This window comes from Rhizobium sp. CF122, from assembly GCF_000282035.1.
Classification (GTDB): domain Bacteria; phylum Pseudomonadota; class Alphaproteobacteria; order Rhizobiales; family Rhizobiaceae; genus Rhizobium.
Genome location: NZ_AKKA01000028.1, coordinates 26,222 through 48,383, shown reverse-complemented (window position 1 = coordinate 48,383; position 22,162 = coordinate 26,222). Strand labels below are relative to the sequence as shown.

General features: G+C 61.2%; 17 protein-coding genes, 1 tRNA gene and 3 pseudogenes. 10 read left to right on the top strand and 11 right to left on the bottom strand.

The annotated features are described in order from the left end of the window. Nucleotides 1-102 precede the first annotated feature (102 nt). A complete protein-coding gene (locus PMI09_RS07780; protein ID WP_081499029.1) occupies nucleotides 103-1,233 on the top strand; it encodes a glycosyltransferase family 39 protein in 1,131 nt (376 codons plus the stop codon). 68 nt (nucleotides 1,234-1,301) lie between these two features. Here PMI09_RS07780 and PMI09_RS07775 read toward each other — a convergent pair. Then, nucleotides 1,302-1,386 (bottom strand) — tRNA-Leu (locus tag PMI09_RS07775). Between the two features lie 120 nt (nucleotides 1,387-1,506). Further along, entirely contained in the window at nucleotides 1,507-2,805 is a 1,299-nt protein-coding gene (locus PMI09_RS07770; protein WP_007790709.1) for an MFS transporter, read from the bottom strand. A 124-nt stretch (nucleotides 2,806-2,929) separates the two neighbouring features. Between PMI09_RS07770 and PMI09_RS07765 the strand changes: the two genes are divergently transcribed. Next, nucleotides 2,930-3,514: a TetR/AcrR family transcriptional regulator gene (locus PMI09_RS07765; protein WP_007790708.1), complete on the top strand. Its 585-nt coding sequence runs from the start codon at nucleotides 2,930-2,932 to the stop codon at nucleotides 3,512-3,514. On the opposite strand, the gene PMI09_RS07760 is transcribed toward PMI09_RS07765, so the two are convergent. Both PMI09_RS07760 and PMI09_RS07755 read right to left on the bottom strand, forming a co-directional pair. Continuing rightward, a complete protein-coding gene (locus PMI09_RS07760; RefSeq protein WP_007790706.1) occupies nucleotides 3,511-4,305 on the bottom strand; it encodes a class I SAM-dependent methyltransferase in 795 nt (264 codons plus the stop codon). The two genes, PMI09_RS07765 and PMI09_RS07760, sit on opposite strands and share 4 nt — an antisense overlap. Before the next feature lie 72 nt (nucleotides 4,306-4,377). After that, nucleotides 4,378-5,358 (bottom strand): aldo/keto reductase, encoded by a 981-nt coding sequence (locus PMI09_RS07755; RefSeq protein WP_007790704.1) that lies wholly within the window; start codon nucleotides 5,356-5,358, stop codon nucleotides 4,378-4,380. A 183-nt stretch (nucleotides 5,359-5,541) separates the two neighbouring features. On the opposite strand from PMI09_RS07755, the gene PMI09_RS07750 reads away from it, so the two are divergent. Then, entirely contained in the window at nucleotides 5,542-7,170 is a 1,629-nt protein-coding gene (locus PMI09_RS07750; RefSeq protein WP_007790702.1) for an AMP-binding protein, read from the top strand. Nucleotides 7,171-7,185: 15 nt separating this feature from the next. Here PMI09_RS07750 and PMI09_RS07745 read toward each other — a convergent pair whose 3' ends face one another. The 5 genes and pseudogenes from PMI09_RS07745 to secA form a co-directional block, all read right to left on the bottom strand. After that, complete coding sequence (locus PMI09_RS07745; RefSeq protein WP_007790700.1) at nucleotides 7,186-8,475, bottom strand: GNAT family N-acetyltransferase; 1,290 nt, start codon at nucleotides 8,473-8,475, stop codon at nucleotides 7,186-7,188. A gap of 1 nt (nucleotide 8,476) precedes the next feature. Then, complete coding sequence (locus PMI09_RS07740) at nucleotides 8,477-9,889, bottom strand: lipopolysaccharide biosynthesis protein (protein WP_037082232.1); 1,413 nt, start codon at nucleotides 9,887-9,889, stop codon at nucleotides 8,477-8,479. Between the two features lie 109 nt (nucleotides 9,890-9,998). After that, a complete protein-coding gene (locus PMI09_RS07735) occupies nucleotides 9,999-11,102 on the bottom strand; it encodes a D-alanine--D-alanine ligase family protein (protein ID WP_007790694.1) in 1,104 nt (367 codons plus the stop codon). 24 nt (nucleotides 11,103-11,126) lie between these two features. After that, nucleotides 11,127-11,748 (bottom strand): annotated as a pseudogene (locus tag PMI09_RS07730) (C39 family peptidase). 186 nt (nucleotides 11,749-11,934) lie between these two features. Continuing rightward, nucleotides 11,935-14,649, bottom strand: a complete 2,715-nt coding sequence (gene secA, locus PMI09_RS07725) for a preprotein translocase subunit SecA (protein WP_007790687.1) — start codon at nucleotides 14,647-14,649, stop codon at nucleotides 11,935-11,937. 246 nt (nucleotides 14,650-14,895) lie between these two features. On the opposite strand from secA, the gene PMI09_RS07720 reads away from it, so the two are divergent. The 6 genes from PMI09_RS07720 (at nucleotide 14,896) to PMI09_RS07695 (ending at nucleotide 19,014) form a co-directional block, all read left to right on the top strand. Continuing rightward, nucleotides 14,896-15,783, top strand: coding sequence for a peptidylprolyl isomerase (locus PMI09_RS07720; RefSeq protein WP_007790685.1), 888 nt, complete (start codon nucleotides 14,896-14,898; stop codon nucleotides 15,781-15,783). Between the two features lie 118 nt (nucleotides 15,784-15,901). Beyond that, nucleotides 15,902-17,143 carry a bifunctional glutamate N-acetyltransferase/amino-acid acetyltransferase ArgJ gene (argJ, locus tag PMI09_RS07715; protein ID WP_007790683.1) on the top strand — a complete coding sequence of 414 codons (1,242 nt, stop codon included), beginning with the start codon at nucleotides 15,902-15,904 and terminating at the stop codon, nucleotides 17,141-17,143. Continuing rightward, nucleotides 17,112-17,933 (top strand): GNAT family N-acetyltransferase, encoded by an 822-nt coding sequence (locus PMI09_RS07710; RefSeq protein ID WP_052026517.1) that lies wholly within the window; start codon nucleotides 17,112-17,114, stop codon nucleotides 17,931-17,933. The genes argJ and PMI09_RS07710 overlap by 32 nt, the downstream gene beginning before the upstream one ends. Continuing rightward, complete coding sequence (gene mutT / locus PMI09_RS07705; RefSeq protein ID WP_007790678.1) at nucleotides 17,930-18,343, top strand: 8-oxo-dGTP diphosphatase MutT; 414 nt, start codon at nucleotides 17,930-17,932, stop codon at nucleotides 18,341-18,343. The genes PMI09_RS07710 and mutT overlap by 4 nt, the downstream gene beginning before the upstream one ends. Nucleotides 18,344-18,466: 123 nt before the next feature. Continuing rightward, nucleotides 18,467-18,784 (top strand): hypothetical protein, encoded by a 318-nt coding sequence (locus PMI09_RS07700; protein ID WP_007790674.1) that lies wholly within the window; start codon nucleotides 18,467-18,469, stop codon nucleotides 18,782-18,784. A gap of 65 nt (nucleotides 18,785-18,849) precedes the next feature. Further along, nucleotides 18,850-19,014, top strand: a complete 165-nt coding sequence (locus PMI09_RS07695) for a Flp family type IVb pilin (RefSeq protein ID WP_007790671.1) — start codon at nucleotides 18,850-18,852, stop codon at nucleotides 19,012-19,014. A gap of 8 nt (nucleotides 19,015-19,022) precedes the next feature. Here the strand turns inward: PMI09_RS07695 and PMI09_RS07690 are convergent, their stop codons facing one another. Next, nucleotides 19,023-19,907 (bottom strand): methyltransferase domain-containing protein, encoded by an 885-nt coding sequence (locus PMI09_RS07690; protein ID WP_037082237.1) that lies wholly within the window; start codon nucleotides 19,905-19,907, stop codon nucleotides 19,023-19,025. Between the two features lie 300 nt (nucleotides 19,908-20,207). Further along, nucleotides 20,208-21,238, bottom strand: a pseudogene (locus PMI09_RS07685) (IS110 family transposase). Between the two features lie 147 nt (nucleotides 21,239-21,385). Here PMI09_RS07685 and PMI09_RS07680 point away from each other — a divergent pair. Further along, nucleotides 21,386-22,161, top strand: a pseudogene (locus tag PMI09_RS07680) (ComF family protein). Nucleotide 22,162: the final 1 nt, after the last annotated feature.

Sequence of the window (22,162 nt, the reverse complement as noted above, 5' to 3'; positions counted from 1 at the left end):
CTGGCAAGTGCCTGAAATGGCGGGTGAACCGCTATACAGTGCATCAGAAGAATTGCATGTTCCTGTCAGTGAAGATCCGATCAAGCCGATCGTGGGGCCGAATTGACTGATACTGCTGATGGTTCATACGTTTCCGCGCCACGCGCTGCGCGGCTGGACGCGCTTTTGCCTGTCCTACTATTGGCGACGTACTTCACGGCAAGCTTTGCCCTTAGGCTCCTTCGCGGTGGCGATCTCGGGTCCGACGAGGCAGAACAGATCAGGCTCGCGCATGCCTTGCAACTGGGATACGGCGATCAGCCGCCGCTCTACAACTGGCTGTTTTACTGTTTTGGCAAGGTCTTCGGCGCGTCGGTCGACACACTCGCCTTCTTGAAAAATGCCACGCTGCTGGTGAGCTGCATCTTTCTCGGCTTGGCGGCCCGCAAAGTGGTGGGGGCGCGCGACACTGCTTGGATCTCCGTCCTCGGCCTGCTCAGCCTGCCTGCGATCTTTCTGCTCTCGCAGCGGGATTTGACTCATAGCGTTGGCGCCTTCGCTGCCGTTGCATTCTTCCTGTACGTGCTGGCGCTAATGGCGGAACGGCCGTCAACCGGCAACTATGCGCTTCTTGGCGCGGCTGCCGGTGTTGGATTGCTTGCGAAGTACAACTTTGCGATCATCCCCGTCGCGACCGTCGTCGCGCTCCTACTTGAACCCGGTATGCGGCGATTGGTCTTCAACTGGCGCCTGGCGGTGACCATCGCGGTTGGTCTCGCCGTCGCCGGACCACATGTCTACTGGGTTATGACCCATCTCGATACGGCAACCGGCGACACGCTGACGAAGATGCGGGGAGTAGCAAGCCACGAGGCTCCCGTCCAACTGGTGGCCGCGTGGCAGCTGCTGGCATCGATTGTCAAATGCTCTGCGTTGACGCTGGCTATCCTTGCCGTCGTCTATCGTGGTCATATCCGCACGATCTTAGCCGCGAGCAGCGAATGGACGCGGGTGATCGGCCGTATGCTTCTCATCAGCATGTTTCTGGTCTTCGTAATCATGCTTGCCGTCGACGCGACGATGATGCGTCCGAAGTGGATCTCAATCTTCTTCGTGGCTTTCCCGCTCTATCTGGCATTTAAGGTCGATGCGGCAGGCATTCAGGTTCCTGGTGCAACCCGGAAGCTTGTGGCGCTTGTGGGGGCTCTGATTTTTATCTCCCTCGGCGTCGTTTTCGCTGAGAGTTTCCACTGAAGCCTGCCACGCCTGCGGCCGAAAAGCACGGGAGCGGATCGCACGATGACACTTTCGTGGATTGTCGGTGGTGCCCCATGCCGGGGTCGAACCAGCACTTCTTTCGAAACTCGATTTTGAGTCGAGCGCGTCTACCAATTCCGCCAATGGGGCAACGGATACCGACGAGGCGGCTGTCTAGCATGCGTTCGCCCGCGCGCGCAAGACGGCGGGCGAAGTTCTCGGCTTGATTTATTGGAGTTTCCGGCCTGCCACCTGCGGCCGGAAACAGCATCAATGCGCGCCAGCGGCGGCGGGCTGGTGGAGACCCGACTTCTTCAACGTGATCGCAAGGATCGAGGCGAGCAGGCAGAAGGCGCCGGCGATGAAGAAGGCGGGCAGATAGCTCTGCAGTTCGGTGCGCGACCAGCCGGCGCCGTAGGCGGCGGTTGCCGCTCCCAGCTGATGTCCGGCGAAGACCCAGCCAAAGACGAGACCAGCCTTTTCGCGGCCGAAGCGGTCGGCGGCGATCTTGACCGTGGGTGGAACGGTGGCGATCCAGTCGAGGCCGTAAAAGACAGCAAAAATCGACAGGCCGTAGAAGCTGAAATCGCTGAAGGGCAGGAAGAGCAGCGAGAGGCCCCGCAGACCGTAGTACCAGAAGAGCAGCCAGCGATTGTCGAAGCGGTCGGAGAGCCAGCCGGAGCCGATGGTGCCGAAGAAATCGAAGATGCCCATGACGGCGAGGACGCTCGCGGCAGCGACCGGCATGATGCCGAAGTCGCCGCAGAGCGTGACGAAATGCGTCTGGATCAGGCCGTTGGTGCTGAGGCCGCAGATGAAGAAGGTGGCAAAGAGAATCCAGAAGGTCGACGTGCCGGAGATTTCCTTGAGAACCGTGATCGGAGTTGCCAGCATCGCCAGCAGGCCGGACTGCGTCGGCGGCGGCTGGGTGACGTGTTCTTCACCGAAGGCGGGCAGGTTGAGGTCGGAGGGGCGGTCGCGCATGAAGGCCAGCACGATGAGGGCGGCGAACATGATCATGCCGCAGACCAGAAAGACCGTTGCGCGCCAGCCGTAGCGCTCCGTCAGCTCGGCCATCAGCGGCAGGAAGACCAGCTGCCCGGTCGCCGAGCTTGCCGACAGCATGCCGACCACGAGGCCGCGATGCTTGGTGAACCAGCGGGCAGATACGGTTGCTGCGAGCACCATTGCGGTCAGTCCCGTGCCGAAGCCAACGACGACGCCCCAGAGCAGAAGCAGCTGCCAGAGCTCAGTCATGAAGAGCGAGCCGACGAAGCCACCGCCGATCAGGGCCATGGCGAAGACGATGACCTTACGGACGCCGAAGTAGTTCATGAAGGCGGCGGAGAACGGTCCCATGAGCCCGAACAGGATCAGGCGGACGGCGAGTGCGGAGGATATCTGCGAGGTCTCCCAGCCGAACTCGTCCTGAAGCGGCTTGATGAGGACGCCGGGGGCGCCCATCGCGCCGGCGGTCACCAGCATGGTGAGGAAGGTTGCCGCGACAACCACCCATCCATAGTGGATGTTGCGTCGCGCCAGCGATGAGGCAAGTGCAGTCGATACCATGTGGCCGTCCCGTCTTGAGGTTGTCGGAGACTATCGGAAGCTTTTAGATGATGGTCATCATAATTGTTGCGTATTGATGATGGACGTCATATAAATTGTCAAGCTGCTAATTGCGGAGAAGCGAATGCGGGTCAGCCGAGAGAAATTTGCCGAAAATCGCGAGAAGATCCTGCAGGTCGCAGGCGTGCTGTTTCGCGAAAAGGGCTTCGACGGCATCGGCGTCGCCGACATCATGAAGGCCGCCGGAATGACGCATGGCGGATTCTACGGTCATTTCGAATCCAAGGAAGAGCTGGCGCTGGAAGTCAGCCGCGCGCTGATCGAGAAGGTGAAGATCCGCTGGAATGAGATCATCGCTTCGGCGCCGGGGCGGCCGCTCGATGCGTTGCTCAATCACTATTTGTCGCGTTGCAGCGTCGACGATCCGGGCGGCAGCTGCGTCTTCGCCTCGCTTGCCCAGGAGGTTAGCCGCAGCCGCGGGGCGGTGCGCGAAACCTTCAACGATGGGCTTTCAATGCTCGTCGACGTTCTGTCCGAGATCGTTCCCGGCGAGACCTCGGAGGAGCGACGCGAGAGGGGGTTTACAACGCTTTCCGCAATGATGGGGGCGGTGATTCTGGCGCGCGCCGTCGAGAGCCGCGAACTCTCCGATAGTTTTCTTTATACGACGCGCGACGCACTTTCCCTAGCAAGCAGGACCGACGGTTAGCCTCGGCGCGCGATCAGACCGCCGATTTCCACCACCTCCGCGAACGTGCCCTCGGGCGAAAGTTTGAGAAGGGTGGCGCGAAGTTCGGTCTCGAAGGCTGCAGTCCTTTCGCCGAGCGCCTGTGGCGACGTCACCGAGGTCGAGAAGGCCCGGCCGACGACATCGTCGAGGCTGAGCCTGCGTTCCCTGACAACGGAGATTCGTTCCAGATCGTTAAAGGTGGAACGGAGCAGGATGCTCTCGTGCTCGATCCAATCCGGTCCCTTTCGCAGTTCGCGATCGGCATTGCGCTCCGGCGCGAAGGTTTCCGCCAGTTTATTTACGGACTGCCGCCAGTCCGGCGTTGAGGAGATGTGACGGTCGCCGAACAAGACGACACAGCCGTCGGCAAGGGTGATCGCGTCGAGAGCCTTTAGCGTCGCCGGGCGGTCCATCCAATGAAAGGAGCGTCCCATGACCGTCATCTTGAGAGGCGCGAAGCGCGAATCAAGATCGTAGGAAGAGCCCTTGATGAAGGTGACATCGACACCGGCGGCGGTTGCATCGGTGCGCGCCGCATCCAGCATTTCCGGTTCGGGATCGAGGCCGGTCACGGCGGCTTTGGCAAGTCGCGCGAAGGCGATGCCGAGTTGACCGGGGCCGCAGCCGAGGTCAAGTACGCGCTCGCCGACTGCGAGTCCGGCACGGGCCGCGACCCGCTCGATGAGTTCATCCGGATAAGGAACGCGATAGCGCGTATAGTAGGCGGCCGTGGACTGAAAGCGGCGCGCCTGGAAGGGAATGGTCGTCATGGCAATATCCTTGAGCGGAACGGCCGGTCGCCGGCTCAACACAAGCGACCGGGCATTCTCCAAACGATCTCGTTATTTGAAGCCTTCGACCCTGTGAGGAACGTACGGTTCTTCCAGCGCCGCAATGTCCTCGGTCGTCAGCTTGACGGACAAGGCGGCAACCGCGTCGGCCAGATGATTGGCTTTCGACGCGCCGATGATCGGCGCCGTAACAGCACCTTTCTGCAGGATCCAGGCGGTAGCGATCCGGGCGCGGGAGACGCCATGTTTCTCGGCCAGCTTGCCGACGATGCCGATGATGGCGCGATCGGCCTCTTCCGCCTGCTTGTAGAGTGTCTTGCCGAATTCGTCGGTCTCGCTGCGGACCGTCTTCTCATCCCAGTCGCGCGTCAGCCGGCCGCGGGCGAGCGGGCTCCACGGGATCACCGCGATCTTCTGATCCTGGCAGAAGGGCAGCATTTCGCGTTCCTCCTCGCGGTAGAGCAGGTTCAGGTGGTCCTGCATGCTGACGAAGGACGCCCAGCCGTTGGCGCGCGACGTGTAGAGCATCTTGGCAAATTGCCAGGCATACATGGAGGAGGCGCCGATATAGCGTGCCTTGCCTGCCTTCACGACATCATGCAGGGCTTCCAGCGTTTCCTCGATCGGCGTCGTGTGATCGAAACGATGGATCTGATAGAGGTCGACATAGTCGGTGCCGAGGCGACGCAAGCTATTGTCGATCTCGTCAAAGATGGCTTTCCGTGAGAGGCCGGCGCCGTTCGGGCCGGGTCGCATGCGATTGAAAACCTTGGTCGCGAGCACGATGTCGTCCCGCCTGGAGAAGTCCCTTATCGCCCTGCCGACGATCTCCTCCGAGGAGCCATCCGAATAGGTGTTGGCGGTGTCGAGAAAGTTGATGCCGAGGTCGAGCGCCTGCTTGATCAGTGCCCGGCTGTCTTCTTCACCGAGCGTCCAGCTGTGGTTGCCGCGGCCAGGCTCGCCGAAGGTCATGCAGCCCAGGCAGATTCTCGACACTTCCAGCCCAGTGCCGCCAAATTTGATGTAGTCCATGAAATTGCTCCAAACATCAGATCGCTACCCAGCGCGTCCTTTGATCTAGCGCGGCAAGCGCGAAAGTGTCGGCCACTCACACAAAAGTTTTGTGACCGATCCAAGGATGTCCGGCCGATCTCGCACTTGCGTAGGCCGGGTTCTGGGTGTTAGCTGCTGCAGCATCTGACTGGATTTCTGCCGATGAGACTGCCGCAGCGCGATCGCTACGAAGACCTTTACCGCGATTTTGTGTGGGACATACCGCAGGATTTCAATATCGGCCGTGCGGTCAGCGACGACTGGGCCGCGCGGGCGCCGGATCGCGTCTGCCTCGAGCATTTCAGCCCTGGTGGCAGTCACCTTTCCATGACCTACCGGGAGTTGGCAGATCGATCGTCATCGCTCGCCAATGCGCTTGTGTCACTGGGGTTGAAGAAGGGCGATCGGGTCGCGCTGCTGCTGCCGCAGTCTTTCGAGACGGTCGTCGCGCATGTCGCGATCTACAAGATGGGCGCGATCGCATTGCCGCTGGCTTTGCTCTTCGGCGTCGAAGCCTTGGAGTACCGGCTGCGGACGGCGGGTGTTTCCGCCGTCATCACCAATGCATTCGGACTTGAGCGCATCAGCCTGATCCGGGAACGACTGCCTGACTTGGCCGAGGTCATCAGTGTTGACGGCGATGAGCCCGGCGCACGATCCTTCGCGGCGCTGGTGGAAGGCCATCCGCTAGTCTTCGAGGTCGCGAAGACGGCGCCACATGATCCGGCATTGATGATCTTCACGTCGGGAACGACAGGTCCGCCGAAGGGAGCCCTTCACGGCCACCAGGTGCTTGCCGGGCATATACCGGGGATGCAGTTTGCCCATGAGGGCTTCCCGCAGCCGGGCGACAAGGTCTGGACGCCGTCCGACTGGGCCTGGGCCGGCGGCTTGCTGAATGCGCTCCTACCCAGCTTGCTGCTTGGCGTTCCCGTCGTCTCGTCGCCGGCGCAGAAGTTCGATGCGGACATAGCTTATCGCATCATGGCCGAGATGAGGGTGCGCAACGGCTTCATCCCGCCGACGGCACTCCGGCTACTGAAGTCGGTGCCCGATCCGCGCTCGAAGTATGACCTCGTGCTGCGCACGATTGGCTCGGCGGGCGAGTCGCTCGGCGCCGAAACGCTGGAATGGGCCAAACGCACGCTCGGGATCACCGTCAACGAGTTCTACGGCCAGACGGAGTGCAATTTCGTGCTCTCGTCGAATGCCGCAATCGGTGTCAGCCGTCCCGGTGCGATCGGTCGGTCGGTGCCGGGGCATTGCGTAGCGATTATCAGCGACACAGGCGAAGTGCTGCCGGCTGGCGAAGCCGGGCAGATCGCGATCCGTCGGCCGGATCCGGTGATGTTCCTCGGCTATTGGAACGATGGCGCGGCGACCGAACGGAAGTTTGTCGGCGACTGGCTGCTGACGGGCGATATCGGGCGCCAAGATGCGGACGGCTATGTCACCTTCTTCGGGCGGGACGACGATGTCATCACGTCCTCAGGTTATCGCATCGGACCGGCGGAAATCGAGGATTGTCTTATCGGCCATCCGGCTGTGCAACTCGCTGCCGCCGTTGGTAAGCCCGATCCCGTGCGCACCGAGATCGTCAAGGCCTATGTCGTACTGGCGCCGGGCTTCGAGCCAAGTGGCCGATTGGCCTCCGATATCAGGGAGTGGGTGAAGATGCGGCTCTCGATGCATGAGTATCCGCGCGAAGTGGAATTCGTCTCGGAACTGCCACTGACGACGACAGGCAAGGTGATCCGCCGCATACTTCGCGAGCGCGCCAGCGCTAGCTGAGACCGTTTGGCGTGACTACTGAGGAGACTTGCCGCGCCTGGCAAGCGACATGATCTTTTGGCGCAGCATCTTCGCAACATTGCGGGTGCTGCTGTACATATGAAGTTGCGCGGCCACCTGGCGAACGTCGCGGTCACCGTTCTGGTGAAGCCCGATCACCATGGTGCCCATCTCCTCCCGCTCCTGCCAGAAGCGGTTGATCATCGGATGATCGGGAATAGCGCAGGAGTCGGAGCGCACGATGTTGGCGTCGTCGAGGTGCCATTCCGTCAACTCGCCCATCAGCAGCTTGCCTGGCGAATAGCGCGCGTAGGCTTCGTCGTAGGCCGTCTTCCACGTATAAGCCTCGCTGCCCATCATCAAGACCACCATCGAGGCGATCGCCTTGCCGTTGAGGTCGATCGTGTGGATACGTACCGCATCGACCGCGGCGAGATTGGAAACGGCCTCGCGGGCAAAGGCGGTGTGGTAGCGGTCGGTGACCAGGGCGGTGCGCTTCTTGCCCTTCCAGCCGCCTGCTTCAAGCGCGAGGAATTCCTCGAAGCGCATATGGATGTCACGGGGCTGGCGGGCGACGCTGTAGACCACTGTGCCCTGCTCCTCGAGCAGACGCCATTGCCGGCGCATCTCCTTCAGATGCGATGAAGAAATCGCATCGCGCAGATAGGTGGCTGCGTCCTCGTCGCTCTGCAGCATGGCACGTTGATAGGGATTCGTTATGGTGATCGGCAGGTTGCGGCTAATGGCGACTGCCCTTGCCATGCGCGCAAAGATGCCGTTCAGCCTGACATCCGGCAGCACGAGGATTGGCGGCAGGCGCAGGTCGCGATGGGTCAGGCCGTCATAGAGATTGTCCAGCGTCTCGCCTGCATCCTCGGCATCGATGAGTGGCGTGCCGAGCGGCGCAAAGCTGTTCGACCAGACACGCACGATCGAGGGGCCGACGGCGAAGCCGGGCTTTTCCACGGAGAACGGCATCAGGAAGCGCATCCGGCTTCGCGTGTCGCTCTGGTCCCGCAGCAGGGCGAAGTTCACCTGTCTGTCGTCCAGCCTCGGCATGGCCGGCGCGAGAAAGCGCCCAGTGAAGAAAACATTCGGCTCCATCGCGCGGTTGGACAGGAAATCAAGCTCTTCCTGCAACTCGTAGCCCAGCTTGCCGGAGTAGAGGCAGAGCTCGCGGCCCGTGCGGCCGACTTCCACGCGGGCATCCGCCTGCGGCGTGTCGAAATCGAGAGCTGCGAGCTCGTGAACCATGCGGTTCGTTGTGAGATCGGTCGTTTCGCTGGCTGGGGGATTGCGCACCATTCTATCGGGCTTCCATGTCTGTTTTGGCCGGAGGCGTGGCAAATGCGAAGAGCGCGATGCCAAGCGCGCGCCGGACGGCAAAATGCAGGAGGATGGCTTCCACGCCCATGGCCGAGGCCGTGGCGATGGCGGCGCCCTTGATACCCAGTCCGGGAATGAGGAGAACGTTGAGGCTGATATTCGCGATCAGGGCTCCGGCATAGAGCAGAACGCAGATGTTCTGCTTGCCGGTCATCATCAGCAGCGTTTCTGCCGGTCCGACCAGCGCCTTGGCGAGAATACCGGCCAGCAGGATCGCCATCACGACATAGCCGGCCGTGAAAGCGCCGCCAAACAGGGAGAGCAGAAAGTGACCGGTGGCGACGACGGCAAGGCCGATGGCCAGCGCAGGCCAGAACGTCCACCTGGCGGCGTCGATGGCGGCGGCCGCGAGCTGCTGGCGTGTCCCCTCGGCGATGAGGCTTGAGAAGCGTGGACCGGATGCCGCCTTTACCGAGAAATTGATAAAGTGGACCAGCGCCATGGTCTTGGCGGCGGCAAAGTAGATGGCGACGTCGTGTGGTTCGAGAAAGATGCCGACCACGACGACGTCCGAATTGGTCAGGAGGAAGCTGACACCCTCGATGAGGAAGATCGGGAAGGCTACGCCAAGCCAGCCGAGAAAATCGACCGCGCGCGGACCTTCCTGGTAGTGCCGACGCAGGCGCAGGAGGGTTGCCACGTATTGCCCGACGGCGGTGACATAGGTAGCCGCGAGCGCTGCTTGCATCGCCGTCACCGCCGTATGCGGGGCGCCGAGGCCGATCGCGGTCAGCATGAAGAGGATGATGAGGATCGGCCGGACGATGTAAGCGGGGCTCAACGCCATGACCGGCCAGTGGTTGGCACGCGACGTGCCTTCCAGAATATCGCCGAGGGCGATCATCGGCATGGCGATCAGTCCGAGGAAGATCGGCACGACGTAGTAGTTCTCGATGCTGTCGCGGAAGACTTGCAGAGCGATCATGCCGATGGCAAGCGCGGCCGTGCCCGAAAGCAATCCGAAGATGCGGGCGGTGCCCGTCAGCCCGCGGATCTTCTCAAGAGCGCCTGCTGCCTTGTATTGCGGCAGGAAGCGGACGATCGCGGTGTGGAAGCCGAGGCAGGAAAGATCGCCGAAGAGGACGATCAGCACCCAGACGAATACGAAGATTCCGTACTCGTATTCGCCCATCAGGCGCGCCAGGACGATCTGCGACAGAAAGGCGAGGGCGGCGCTGGCAATGCGGATGGAGAAGGCGATCAGCGCCATGCGCTGGGCGGCGGCCTTCTCGCCCCGCGCGGTGAGAACGGCAGCGAGGGAGCGCAGCATACGACTCCCCGCCGGGCGCAGACCCGCAGGCAGCATCTTTTCCGCCGTCTCAATGACCGCCATCACAAACACGCAAAACTCTTCAGGCAAATCCTAGCGGAAGTCTTGCCAGAACAGCGTTAAGAAACGGTTGTGACAGCGTCATTCGGCCGAACCGCTGGAGCGGCTGATATCAGCGATCTGGCCGGGAAAGCGCACGTTCGATCAACCGGTCGAGAACCTCGGCATAGCTGACGCCGCTCGCCGCCATGGCCTTGGCATACATGCTGATATTGGTGAAGCCAGGTATGGTGTTGAGTTCGTTGACGACGAAGGACATGTCGGGCGTTAAAAAGAAATCGACCCTCGCCATTCCATCGCAGCCGAGCGCCTTGAAAGCATTGGCGGCGGTGCGGCGCAGCTCGTCCTCGATCTCTTTCGGCAGTTGTGCTGGGACCCTGAGCGCTGCGCCGTTCTCGTCGATATATTTGGCCTCGTAGCTGTAAAAGCCGTGGGCTTCGGCTGGCGCTATCTCGCCCGGCAGTGACACGAAGAGCGAGCCATCGGCATGTTCCAGCACGCTGAATTCGATCTCGCGGCCGGCGATGAATTCCTCGGCGAGCAGCTTGTTGTCGTGCCGGAAGCCTTCGGCCAGGGCGGCTGCGAAGCTTTCGGCGCCCGTTACCTTGCTGACGCCGACGGAGGAGCCCTGACGCGCCGGCTTGATGAACAGCGGTAGACCGAGTTCCTTTACGACATCGTCGAAGGACTGCTGCGCGTCTTGTTCGATGCAGACGGCCTTCGCCACCGGCAGACCGGCCTCCTTCAGCAGGCGTTTGGCGATGTTCTTGTCGATGGCGGTTGCCGAGCCGAGGATGCCACATCCGGCGAGCGGCATGCGGGCGACGGCGGCCAGCCCCTGGACCGACCCATCTTCTCCGTGCATGCCGTGCAGGACCGGAAACAGGATATCGATCGGTGGCACTTCGTAGGGGGCTGCATTCTGAGGAATGGCGAGCAAGCGACCGCGACCGCCTGGCAGCAGTGCGAGTTCCGGGGCGTCGCTAGCAACCGCCGCGGTCGCCAGTTCCGTCTGCCGTGCCGTCAGCAACCACTGACCTTCCTTCGTCACGAAGACGGGAAGAACGTCGTAGCGGTCGGGATCGAGGGCATTGACGACATTGGTTGCCGACAGGATCGAGACATCATGCTCGGGCGAGCGCCCGCCGAACAGGACAGCTACCCGCAAGCGCGAGGATCGGGGCTGGTCACTTTCGACAGAACGCGTGGTCGGCATGATGATTGTTCCCTGTTGATGTTGTCAGAGCGTGATGGCCACGCCGCGATTAGCGAAGAAGCGGTCGAAGGTCGAGAGCGACAGCACGACGTCTGCCTGGCTTTGAACGTCATGGCCGGATGGATTGTGGAAGCGGATGGTCTCGGGCGTTGCCGCCGCCACCAGTACGAGATGGCCGCCGCGCGAGGGCGGCTCGCGATCCGGCCACCGGATCTGGCTATTGACCGAGGCGATGAAGAATGTGTGCCTGCCGGAGCAGATCGGGAATATCAGTGGTCGGCAGATTGGTGATCGTTTCGGCCTTGAGGCCGAAGCTCTGTCCGACGAAGGTGACGAACGGCGCGTAGATCAGCCCCTTGATCGATTGGTCCGCCTCGTTGACGACGTATCCGCCAAAGGCAGTGCAGGCCCGCGCCAGATCGATTGTCCGGTGTGTCTCGCCGCGTGCGGCAAGTGCCATCTTCAGGCATGCCATGCCGCAGATATTGACGGCCCAGCGGGCATATTCCTCGGTGGTCTCGGCGCCTGACTGGCGCCAGAGCGGGTCGTTCATCAGTGCAGACGCGCCGCTTTCAAGTACGGGCAGCGTCATCGACGCCGTTTCCCATTGACTGAAATAGGGAGCCGCTAGGGCACCAGTGTTCATCACGTTCTCGGCAATCTGGTTGAATATGGCGCCAAGCTCGATGAACAAAGCGACGGTTATGTGGCTGAAATTTGCGCGGATTATAAAATCAAGAGTTGTGCATGGGCCGGAGCGGGCATCCGGAAGTGAGAAAGCCCTCGCGACGTTCCCATCGCAAGGGCCTTGTACTCAGCGTGCCGGCCAGGCTCAAGCCTGTGCGAAGGCGCCGTGGCAGTGTTTGAACTTCTTGCCGGAGCCGCAGGGGCAGGCTTCGTTGCGGCCAACATGGCCCCAGGTTGACGGATCGGCCGGATTGCGGTTTTCCGGGGCGACAACCACTTCCGAGGCCAGGTAGGCGGGCGCGAAATCATCTTCGCCGGTATTCGGATCGAGGTGGTGCGCCTGCATGAATGGTGGTTCCGGCTCGGCCGGCGCCTGCTGCACGAGCTCGACGCGCATCATCTGTGCGGTTACGGCTTCGCGCAGGTTGTTGAGCAGCGAGGTGAAGAGCTCGAACGCTTCCGACTTGTATTCCTGCAGCGGATCGCGCTGCGCGTAGCCGCGGAAGCCGACGACGGAGCGCAGGTGGTCGAGGTTGACGATATGCTCGCGCCACAGGTGGTCGAGCGTCTGCATCACGATCGAGCGCTCGACGTAGTGCATGATATCGGGACCGAAGCGCTCGGCCTTCTCGGTGAAGGCCGCATTCGACGCTTCCGTCAGGCGCTCGCGAATGTTGTCCTCGCCAATACCTTCTTCCTTCACCCAGTCCTCGATCGGCATATCGAGATTGAGCAGAGCGGCGGTCCGTTCCTTCAGGCCGGCGGCATCCCACTGCTCGGCATAGGCGCGTTCTGGAATATGCTTCTCGACAAGGTCTTCGATGACCTCACGGCGCATATCGGAAACGGTCTCGGAGATGTTCGGCGATTCCATCAGCTCAAGGCGCTGCTCGAAGATCACCTTGCGCTGATCGTTCAGAACGTCGTCGTACTTCAGGAGGTTTTTACGGATATCGAAGTTGCGGGCTTCGACCTTCTTCTGCGCGCGCTCCAGAGCCTTGTTGATCCAGGGATGGACGATGGCTTCGCCTTCCTTGAGACCGAGCTTCTGCAGCATGCTGTCCATGCGGTCAGAGCCGAAGATGCGCATCAGGTCATCCTGAAGCGACAGGTAGAACTTCGAGCGGCCGGGGTCACCCTGACGGCCGGAACGGCCGCGCAGCTGGTTGTCGATGCGGCGGCTTTCGTGGCGCTCGGTGGCGATCACGTAAAGGCCACCGGCGGCAAGCGCCTTTTCCTTGAGCTGCTTGATCTCTTCGCGGATCGCTTCGGCTTTGGCGTCGCGTTCAGGACCGGGCTCAACGTCGCCAAGCTCGCGCTCGACACGCATTTCAAGGTTGCCGCCGAGCTGGATGTCGGTACCGCGGCCTGCCATGTTGGTGGCGATCGTCACCGCACCCGGCACACCGGCCTGCGCGACGATATAGGCTTCCTGCTCATGGTAGCGGGCGTTCAGGACCTGAAAGTCCTTGAAGCCCTGCTTGCGCATCAGGTCGGCCAAGTATTCGGACTTTTCGATCGAGGTCGTGCCGACAAGAACCGGCTGGCCGCGCTTCTGCGCGTCGGCGATCTCGGCGATGATCGCCTTGTACTTCTCCTCGAAGGTCCGGTAGACCTCGTCGTCCTCGTCGCTACGCTGGATCGGCAGGTTGGTCGGCACCTCGATGACGTCGAGGCCGTAGATGTTGCCGAACTCCTCCGCTTCGGTCTGCGCTGTACCGGTCATACCGGCCAGCTTGTCGTACATGCGGAAATAGTTCTGGAAGGTGATCTGGGCCAGCGTCTGGTTTTCCGGCTGGATCTGCACCTTTTCCTTGGCTTCCAGCGCCTGGTGCTGGCCTTCCGAATAACGGCGGCCCGGCATCATGCGGCCGGTGAATTCGTCGATGATGACGATCTCGTCGTTGCGGACGATGTAGTCCTTGTCGCGCTGGAACAGCTTGTGAGCCTTGAGCGCGTTGTTGACGTGATGGACGATCGCCACGTTCTCGATATCGTAGAGCGAAGCGCCCTTCAGCAGGCCAGCCTGGCGTAGCAGGTTCTCCAGCTTTTCCGTGCCTTCCTCGGAGAAGTTGGCGGAGCGTTGCTTCTCGTCGATCTCGTAGTCGCCTTCCGACAAAAGCGGGATGAAGGCGTCGATCGTGTTGTAGAGATCGGAGCGGTCGTCGAGCGGTCCCGAGATGATCAGCGGCGTGCGCGCTTCGTCGACGAGGATCGAGTCCACTTCGTCGACGATCGCGAAGTTATGGCCGCGCTGGACCATCTGGCTCTTCTCGTACTTCATGTTATCGCGCAGATAATCAAAGCCGAGTTCGTTGTTGGTCGCGTAGGTGATGTCGCAGTTATAGGCTGCTGCGCGCTCTTCGTCCGAGAGGCCGTGGACGATGACGCCCGTGGTCAAGCCGAGGAAGCCGTAGATCTTGCCCATGGTGGCGGCGTCGCGCCGGGCGAGGTAGTCGTTTACGGTGACGACGTGCACGCCCTTGCCGGCGAGCGCGTTCAGGTAGACCGGCAGCGTAGCGACGAGGGTCTTACCTTCGCCGGTCTTCATCTCGGCGATGGCGCCGTCATTGAGGATCATGCCGCCAATCAGCTGTACGTCAAAGGGTCGCATGCCGAGAACGCGGCGCGACGCTTCGCGCACGACCGCAAAGGCCGGAACGAGGATGTCGTCCAGCGTCTTGCCGTCTGCAAGCATCTTGCGGAACTCGACCGTCTGCGCAGCCAGCTGCTCGTCGCTCAAGGCCTTCGTCTTTTCTTCGATGGCATTGATGGCTGCGACGTTCGGCTGGAAGGACCGCACGCGGCGATCATTGGCAGAGCCAAATATTTTGCGGGCTATACCGCCAAAGCTGACCATATGACTGGTCCTTTCTCAATATTCTTCCCCGGCTTTTCTTATCCGTAGCCCGGCCGAATTTCAGGCACACGTCTCGAAACGCCAGGAAACTTTTCTGGACGCGAGGTTGCGTGACAGATAAGAGGGGGGTCGAATGATGTCAACGGATTTGGCTGATATAGAAAGGCCACATTCCGGTGTTGATGGCTGTTTCAGGCTGGATTCACGACGTTGAAGCCGGTGGGTTTAACTGTGAAGGGTTATTTGATGTTGAACTACAACAAAATCGCTGTGATGGCGTTCGCAACGTTCGTTGCGTTTCAGGCGCCGGTCCATGCGGAAGACAAGCCAGATGCCGTCGTTGCCAAGGTCGGCGATGTCGAGATTCATCAGTCGGATCTCGATCTGGCCGTCGCCAATCTCGACCCGCAACTCGCACAGCTTCCGGACGACCAGAAAAAGGTCGCCGCCCTGTCCGCTGCCATCGACGTCAAGCTGCTGGCGCAGGACGCGATCGCCGAAAAGCTCGACCAGACAGCCGAATTCAAGAAGCGCATGCAGTATCTCGCCGATCGCGAACTGCACAACGCTTATTTCAAGAAGCACGTCGTCGATACGGTCACCGATGAGGAAGTCAAAGCGCGCTACGACAAGGAAGTTGCAGCACTCCCGAAGCAGGAAGAAGTGCACGCCCGCCATATCCTGGTGAAGACCGAGGATGAGGCCAAGGACGTCATTAAGCAGCTCGACGCCGGCAAGAACTTCGCGGACCTGGCGAAGGAAAAGTCCACCGATCCGAACAAGGCTGACGGCGGCGATCTCGGCTATTTCACCAAGGGCCGCATGGTCAAGGAATTCGAAGTGGCTGCCTTCGCACTTGAGAAGGGTACCTACACCAAGACCCCTGTGAAAACCGATTTTGGCTATCACGTGATCCTCGTCGAGGATAAGCGCGACGCCCCTCCGCCGGCCTTCGATCAGGTCAAGGACCAGGTTCGCCAGCTCGTCATGCGTGACAAGTATCTCGCGCTTCTCGCTGCCGCCAAGGAAAAGTCCAAGGTCGAGATCACCGACGAGGCGCTGCGCAAGGGCTACGAGGATGCCAACAAGCAGCCGCAGCCGGGTGATGAGCCCGCCGCGCAGCCGCAACAGTAATCTAGAATGCAGGGCCCGGTTCTTCCGGGCCCTTCACTATAACAGTTGTCGTATTTCCGCAGGGCGAGCCGGCTTATACTTCGCCCGGAAAATCCTTCCAGCCACCAGGTCGATCGCCATGTCCGGTTCCGTTTCTCCGCTCGCTCCGAAATCCTATGCCACCGTGCCCGCCTTGCGTGGCGTGCGCATGGCCACTGCATCAGCCGGCATCAAGTACAAGAACCGCACCGACGTGCTGATGATGGTGTTCGACAAGCCGGCCGCGGTCGCCGGCGTTTTTACCCGCTCGAAGTGCCCGTCGGCACCTGTCGACTTCTGCCGCGCAAACCTGCCGCATGGCGCTGCACGCGCCGTCGTCGTCAATTCCGGCAATGCCAATGCATTCACCGGACTTAAGGGCCGCGAGGCGACGGCGCTGACGGCAAAGTCCGCTGCTGCCGCTGTCGGCTGCGGCGAGGACGAAGTTTACCTCGCTTCCACCGGCGTCATCGGCGAACCGCTGGACGCGACGAAATTCTCCGGCGTTCTTGACCAGATGTACAAGGATGCGACCGGCGACTTCTGGTTCGAGGCAGCCAAGGCGATCATGACGACCGACACCTATCCGAAGGTCGCCACCCGCAGCGCGGAGATCGGCGGCGTGAAGGTGACGATCAACGGGATCGCAAAGGGCGCCGGCATGATTGCGCCTGATATGGCGACCATGCTCTCTTTCGTCGTCACCGACGCTGATGTTGCCCCCGCCGCGCTGCAGTCGCTCCTGTCTGCCGGTGTCGATCCGACGTTCAATTCGATGACGGTCGATAGCGATACCTCGACATCGGACACGCTGATGCTGTTTGCAACGGGTGCGGCCGCCGAAGACGGTCAGGCTCGTGTTGAGAACGCCGATGACGCGCGCCTTGCCTCCTTCCGCGCTGCCCTTAACGATCTTCTCAAGGATCTTGCGTTGCAGGTCGTTCGCGACGGCGAAGGCGCGACCAAGATGCTCGAGATCACCGTGACAGGCGCCGAAAGCCATGCCGCGGCCAAGAAGATCGCTCTCTCGATCGCCAATTCGCCACTCGTCAAGACCGCAGCCGCCGGCGAGGATGCCAACTGGGGCCGCATCGTCATGGCCGTCGGCAAGTCGGGCGAAATGGCCGACCGCGACCGGCTGGCGATCTGGTTCGGTGATGTGCGTGTTGCCGTCAACGGCGAGCGCGACGCCGGCTATTCCGAAGAAGCTGCAACCAACGTGATGAGAAAGCAGGATATTCCTGTGAAGGTGGACATTGGTCTCGGAAACGGGACCGCCACGGTCTGGACGTGCGACCTTACAAAGGAGTATGTCGCCATCAACGGTGACTACCGGAGCTGATCTTTCATTGACTGAAACATTACCCAAGAAGGCGAATCTGCCGCTCGTGCGCAGGCTGGAGGCCGTCGGCTTCCGGGCCTGGCCTGCCTCATCCGTGCAGTATGACGGCAGTTGGCAGGTACGGCTAACCGCGGGGCATCCGTCCAATCGGCTGAACTCGATCGTGCCGCTCGATCCTTCGGATCACCGCGACGTCGCGATTCGGCTTGCCAAGGCAAGCCGCAAGTTCGAAGCTTATGGTCGCCCGGCGGTCCTGCGGCAGACGCCGCTCGCCTCGCCGGTGCTGATCGACCTCGTGCGGGAGCAGCAGTGGACCTCGTTCGACGAGACGATCGTCATGACCTGCGATCTCGCGCACGCAGACCTGCCGGACACGCTCGATCACCTGCCAACGCACGATATCGGCCGTTTCGTGGATGCCAATCTGGCCACCGACGGCGTCTCGTCCAAGCTCAAGCCGGCGCTTGCGGAGATCATCAACGCGATCAAGCCGCCCTCGGGCCTGTTCATGATCGAGGATCCGCAGACGGGGCCGCTTGCGACCGTGCTTTGCGTCCAGGACAATGATCTTGCCGGCATCATGTCGCTTTCCGTCGCCAAGGAGCGACGCCGCGAAGGGCTTGGCCTGGAAATCCTGACGTCCGCCCTGCGCTGGGCGAGGATGCGCAGCGCCCGTTCCGCCTGGTTGCAGGTGAAGGCGACGAACGCTCCGGCTTTGGCGCTCTACGAACGGCTCGGCTTCCACGAGGCTTACCGCTATTCCTATTGGCGGCAGGAGCCGTCGCGATGAGCGACGCCGCCCGAAGCATCCTTCTTGTTGCTGCCTGCGCGCTGATCGATTCCGACGGGCGCATTTTGCTGGCGCAGCGCCCCGCGGGAAAGTCGCTTGCCGGACTTTGGGAGTTTCCGGGCGGCAAGGTCGAGCCGGGCGAGACGCCGGAGGAATCGCTGGTGCGCGAGCTTCACGAAGAGCTTGGGATCACGACCAAGGTCGCATGTCTGGCGCCGCTCAGTTTTGCCAGCCATACCTATGAGAAGTTCCATCTTCTGATGCCGCTCTATGTCTGCCGGCGCTATGAAGGAATTCCGCACGGGAAAGAAGGGCAAGCGTTGAAATGGGTGAAGCCGCAGGCTCTACGCGACTACCCGATGCCACCCGCTGACGAGCCGCTTATTCCGATTTTGCAGGATCTACTTTAGAAGCTTCTGATTATTATCCTGCGCGCGTCCAATTTGCGTGTGGATATTAATGGATCGTTTAACACCTTCTGCCAAATATCGGCCTCAATCAAGCAACTGGCGTGTGTGTAGAAGGCTTGACGCATGGACGACGATTTCTGGAAAGCTGTGAGAGAGAAAGAACAGGCCTCGACTGCCTCGAGCAGAACGGGAGTGCTGAACATCGCGCTGCTGTTTGGTACGGCTGTTGTGGCCTTGACTTTGATCTTGACGCCGATGCTTGCCGACAAGTCCAAGTCGAGCGTCTTCGCGAGTGCGCCGTCCGAATTCGATACAATTACGACGGGCTCAATTCCGAAGACCGAGAGCGGCAAGCGCTATACGATCCGCCGGAGCGTCCTTCAGGAGACGCCAGGTTCCGTTTGCGTGGTGCAGGGTTACGGAAGCGGGGCTGGCTGCTGAGACTGGCGTTGCTGCAGCGGCAGCCGCAACGTGATAGATGACCGCCGCTTAGCGCCGAGGTGGGTATGCGAGTAGTAAGGGCATTTCTGGCAGACATCCGTGGCGCAACCGCGATCGAATACGGCCTGATTGCGGCCCTCATATCCGTCGCTCTCATTGGTGGGGCGCAGGTGCTTGGCGGTGATATCAACAGCATCTTGAGCTATATCGCCAACCAGTTCCCCAACTAAGCCGATTTCTATTGCTTCAGCTTATGCTCCTCGACCTTCAGCGCGTCGGCGAGCCTCACCTTTGCCGAGCCAGGGCGAAGCGGCTTTTGCTGGCTTTCGTGCGGCGCCCATCCCGAGACATAGATAATTGAGAAGGTCGCTCTGATCCGGCCGTCCGAATCGGCATAGCGTTCGGCATAGATTTCAGCCGCCCGCATGAAAAAGGCGCGCGTCAAAGGCTTGCGACTGCGCGCGACGAGCGGGTTGGTCATGCCCATTGCCCGCAGGTCCCTCATCAGCGGAAAGATCGAATCGTAGCGAACCGTATAGGTCTCGGCGTCGATCACCGGCAGGGCAAAGCCGGCGCGCTGCATCAGACCGCCGACATCGCGGACGTCAGCGAAGGGGATCACCCGCGGGCTCGCACCACCCGTCATCTCTATCTCGGTTGCGAGCAGCACCTCGCGCAATTCCTGCAACGTGCCCGACCCGGGAACCGCGGCAAGAAAGAGCCCATCTGGCTTGAGGGCGCGACGAATCTGGATGAAGACGCCGGGGGTGTCGTTGGTTAGGTGAAGGCTGAGCGGCGCCAGCACAAGGTTGACCGACTGCGGCTCCAGGGGAACCTCCTCCAGCGCGGCTTCGATGAAGGCCTCTTGCGCCTCAGCATAAGCTCGTTCGCTCTCGACGCGCGTCAGTTGTCCGATCTTGCCGGTCGCGATCGCAGCGCGGGCCGCAGCACCCGTGGCGCCATGTAGTTCGACCGCGTGCTCGAAGGTCCGTTCGACCACGGCGAGGCGCTCGCCGAGTTCTTCTGCGGCGATATCGAGGAGGAAGGTCGCCTTCGGGTCGTGGTTGAAAAGCGCGCGATGCCGGTTCGTGGCGATCCGGGCCTGGTCGAAGATGATATCCATGGCGCGTTGCATAGTCCCGCGGAACCAGTGCCGCAAGGCGATTTTCCTCAGAGGCGAAACGCGCTAGTCTTTCCATATTTTCTTCAGAGCTGTCCAACGCCGGGAGCAGGGTTGTCTCCGCGGTCGACAAATGGTCGCCGCATAATGGGTCTTCGCAGGTAGGATCTTCCTATGTCGAGGGCGCAGTCTCGAACGAGCTGCAGCCCAGTGCGACGGAATGATCGAACCCACGTCCGCAGCAGGGACGCTCAGTGCTCAAATCAGATTTGACGCGCTGAGGTTAGAAGGCTGGCGCTTCGCCTATGCTGTGGCGCCAGCCAATGTGTTGAATACCTCTCCTGTCTTGAGCATGCTGTGCATGATGACCGCAAGCTTACGGGCGACCGCCACCGCAGCGCGCTTGAAGCCCAACCGTTCACGCAGCTTAAGCCCCCAGCTCTTGAGACTGCTCTCGTTCCTGGCACTGGTTCTTGTGAGGATCACCGTCGCCGCTTCATAAAGCAGTCCCCGCAAATGGTTGTCGCCTCGTCGCGAGATGTGGCCGTCATAATCGACCTCGCCAGACTGGTAACGCCGCGTTGTCAGCCCGAGCCAGGCGCCAACCGAGCGCGACGTCCGGAAGTTTCCGGGATCTTCAATGGCTGCGACGTAGGAGACGGCCGTGACGGCGCCGATACCCGGAATCGTCATCAACAGCTTCGTCGCCTGGCTCTCCCGCGCCGCTGCGACCAGCTGGCGACCAAGATCGGCCGCGCGCTTGCGTATGTCGCGCCACGCCTCAAGCAGAGGCAATATGATCCTGGCAAGGCCGTCATTCCCATCGAGGAGCTCCCTCACATTGCCATCAAATACCCGACCTGTTCCGTTGGGGACAATGAGACCGAACGTCTTCATCAGGCCGCGGATCTGGTTGCTGAGCTGGGTTGAGATGCTCAGGAGCTGATTGCGAGCCCCGACCAGCGTGCGCGTCAGCATGGCGTCGAACGACTTTACCCGGACCGCCTTGTAGAAGCCGGCTTCGGCCAGCTGGGCCAAGCCATCCGCATCATTGGCATCGGTCTTGTTGAGCGTCTCGTCCAATACCTTTTGCGCGTGCCGCGCTTCAATGCAGATCGCCGGCACCCCTCGGCCGTCAGTGCATGATAGAACCACGTCGACAGCGGCCCCGTCTCGAACACAACGCGCTTGGCGTGCGGGGCGTGTTTCCGGATCACCTGCGCCAGAACCTTTGGATCCGAAGGACACTTCCCCCGCCAGATCCGCTTCCCGTCCTGTCGGATCGAGATCGCGGTATCTTTCAATGAAACGTCAAGCCCGATATATTGGTCCATGGTTGCCTCCATTCGAGATGTTTGGGCCCGGTTCCAATCGTGAGCCCGTTTTTCCATCTTATCGGGGGCAACCACCCCCGCCAGCCATCATCTTAGAAAAATGGCCTGGGGCGATTCGCGCCGCGATTACCCCATGTTGAGGGGGCAATGGGACCTAGGAGATTGCGATTGCCCATGCAGCTGAAAGGGCTGCTTCTGATGCGTTCCTTCGGGCTGCTGGTTGACCTCGTCTATCCGCCGGGATGCGTGGTTTGCGGGATCGCCACCGGCCGCCACAACGGCCTTTGTCCGACGTGCTGGTCCAAAATGCTCTTCATTGAACGGCCGAATTGCGAAGTCCTTGGCATACCGTTCTCGCATGATCTTGGGTCTGGCATCCTCATGCTGAGGCGATTGCCAATCTGCCGCCTTTCGAGCGGCTGCGGTCTGCCGCTTTTCATGACGAGCCGGTGCGCCAGCTGGTGCATGGTCTGAAATGTCGCGACCGAACAGATCTCGCGCCGATGATGGCCGAGTGGATGCTCAGGGCGAGTGACGGGATGGTCGAGTGCTGTGACGCCATCTTGCCGATACCGCTGCATCGAAGCCGCATGTTTTCGCGCAAATTCAACCAGGCGGCCGAGCTGGCGCGTCATCTCGCGCAGCAATCCGGCAAGACGCTTTTGCCTGCAACATTGATGCGTATCAAACGCACCCGCCCTCAGGTGGGCCTCGGCGCAAAGGCGCGCGAAGAAAATGTTGGCAGTGTCTTTGCCATCGCCAAGGCGCGGGACAACGACGCCTTCGGCAAACGGCTTATCCTTGTCGACGATGTCTACACGACCGGTGCCACGGTTGCCGCGGCAGCGAAGGTATTGCGCAAGGCAGGAGCGGCGGACATCATGGTTTTGACCTTTGCAAGGGCTCTTTCAGAAACTATATGAC